We start from the raw sequence: 2,681 nt of genomic DNA, 5'->3' as shown, positions 1-2,681 counted from the left end.
GTAGACATTTTAATCATCCTTTGTAAGTGTTTTTCCAAAGAATATATTACAATAGGATAATTAGAATGTCTATATTTTTATTTTTATGTTATGTAAAAATTTGTTAGCTAAAATGCACGTTTATAGTTTTTAAGAATAAAAAAGGTAAAAAAAGGAACTAAAAGAAGTAAAACAAGGTAAAACAAGAGGACGGTTCATTTTTTATATCATTTTCCGTTTTCCGTTAATTATTAAAGTTAGTAATGAACCGTCCCCTTAAATTAAACTTCTAACGTCCCTTAAACTTCCAATAGAAATAAGCAAAAAGCAAGAAGTTAATAAAAGAAGTTAATAAATGTCAGCATATCAATATATGTCAATATGACAAGTTATTAACCTCTTACTTTTAAAGAACCGAAACAAATGAACCGTCCCCTAAAATTTTTTAATTTTCCAGTTTAAATAACTAAAATAAATGAACCGTCCCTAAACTTTCAAACTTTAGTATTTGTAAAAATAACTTCCTCCTATAAATTCTCTTAATATTGAATTATCAGGTACTAAACTTTCATCTATTTCTTTAAAGAAATACAAGAAATTTTTTAATCTACATGCTTCATAATATACGGGGCTGTCCTCATGTATTTTATTTAACTCCCTTAATGCATGTTTCTTTAAAACAGATATTTCATATACTAGATTAGAGTTAAACATTACATTTGCCTCTTCTTGAAATGGGAATATATTTCTTTCTTCTCCTCGTCTTATTGATGGCCACATTTTTAATGTAGTCTCTGCTCCATATCCTCTTGACAGGCTATCACGCACTATTCTCCTAATTATTCTCACATCTGTAGTTGGTATCCTATTGTGGCAATCTATATTTAATTGTGTTAAACAGCTAATATAAATTTTAAATTTATTTTCCTTTGATATCGATGATGTTAACATCTCATTAAGTCCATGTATGCCTTCTATTAATATGATACCTCGTTCTGGTAATTTAACTTTGTCTCCAGTCCAAACTCTTTTACCTGTCTTAAAATCATATTTCGGTATTTCAGTTTCCTCACCATTGAGTAAACTCGTCAAATTTTTATTAAATAATTCCAAATCTAAAGCAAATATAGACTCAAAATCATATTCACCAAATTCATCTTTAGGAGTACGATCTCTATCTACAAAATAATCATCAAGTGAAATCTGAACTGGAATAAATCCATTTGTTCTCAATTGAATTCCCAATCTTTTTGTGAACGTTGTCTTACCAGAAGAAGATGGTCCTGCGATCAATACTAGCTTTACATGCTCTTTTTCCTTTATCATATCGGAAATGTATGCAATCTTTTTCTCTTGAAGAGCCTCATTCACTCTTATGAGTTCTGAAATATTTCCATTGAGTACAATATCGTTCAAAGAACCAACATCACCAACATTCAATATTTTCCCCCACTGTTCAGTTTCATAAAATATCTTTTCGAGTTTTTTGTGTTCCAATATAGGTGGAAGTTCATATGGATTATATTGTGTTGGAAATCTTAATTTAAATCCCGGCTTGTGGTATACTAAATCATAAATCTTTATAACTCCAGTAGAATATGCCATGGGTCCATAAAAATAATCATACAATCCATCTAATTCATATAATTTCAGTGTTTCAGCATTTACATTTTTGAATAGTTTTAATTTATCTTCTAAACGATATTTTTTAAAGATCTCCATAGCCTTATTTTTAGTTACAGAAATCTTTTTAATAATTATATCTTTCTTAATAATTTCGTCCATTCTAGCTTTGATTTTTTTTATATCACTTTCATTCAATGGTTGTTCTTTATCAATTTCCCCAAAAAGTCCTTTACCCAATGAATGCTCTATTGTAATTCTTGAATTTGGAAAAATATCATTGACAGCTTTTATCAAAATAAATTGTAGAGTTCGTATATATGTCTTTCTTCCTATTTTTGAACTAATATCAATAATCTCTAACTTTCCACCCTCATCTACAGTATGACTTAACTCATATATCTTACCATTTAGTTTTCCTAAAACAACAGGAATATCCTTTTCCAAATTATACTCTTTAATAATATCATTTAATTTTTTTCCTTTTGTAACGATTATATTTTGTCCACTTTCTAACTTTATTTCTATATTATTCATATTATTTCCTCCTTCTTCTAAATATTAATTTTCTTATCGCTACTATACATCAAAATAACAACCTATTTTGCGATTAACAACCATTTATTACTCTCTAGTCTTTAATCTCCATCAAGGTAACAATCTAACTTAGCGATTGGCGACTTGTGATTAGCAACTTCTGTTTAATCTCCAGTCTCCAGTCTCTAATCTCCATCAAGATAACAATCTGCTTTAGTGATTGGCGACTGGTGATTGGCAACTCTGTTTTAGTCTCCAGTCTCCAGTACAAATTTGCCATCTGTATACCAGTATCTGTTTTAGGTACTAGAAATGAAGCAAGTTTGCCAAGCTACTAGAGGACTAGAGGACTAGTGCAGATTTGTAACTTGATTACTATATACTTATCACTTATCTAGTAGCTATATACTAGAAGCTGGTCAACTGGCACTCTTTATTAAGGAAATCGTGTAACGATTTCAACATTAACTAGCCACTAGCCGACTTGTAACTGGCACTCTTATATTAGTTTTCATCAAAGTAACAATCTGCTTTGGTGACTG

General features: G+C 29.7%; 1 protein-coding gene. It reads right to left on the bottom strand.

Annotation, left to right across the window (positions count from 1 at the left end; translation table 11 throughout):
- Window positions 1-480: 480 nt before the first annotated feature.
- Window positions 481-2,139, bottom strand: coding sequence for a nucleoside kinase (locus CLTEP_RS13695; RefSeq protein ID WP_066827625.1), 1,659 nt, complete (start codon window positions 2,137-2,139; stop codon window positions 481-483).
- Window positions 2,140-2,681 lie beyond the last annotated feature (542 nt).

The sequence above is a fragment of the Clostridium tepidiprofundi DSM 19306 genome, from assembly GCF_001594005.1.
Lineage (GTDB): Bacteria > Bacillota > Clostridia > Clostridiales > Clostridiaceae > Clostridium_AC > Clostridium_AC tepidiprofundi.
Note: the sequence above shows the minus strand (reverse complement) of the source record. Positions and strands in the feature narration are given on the sequence as shown.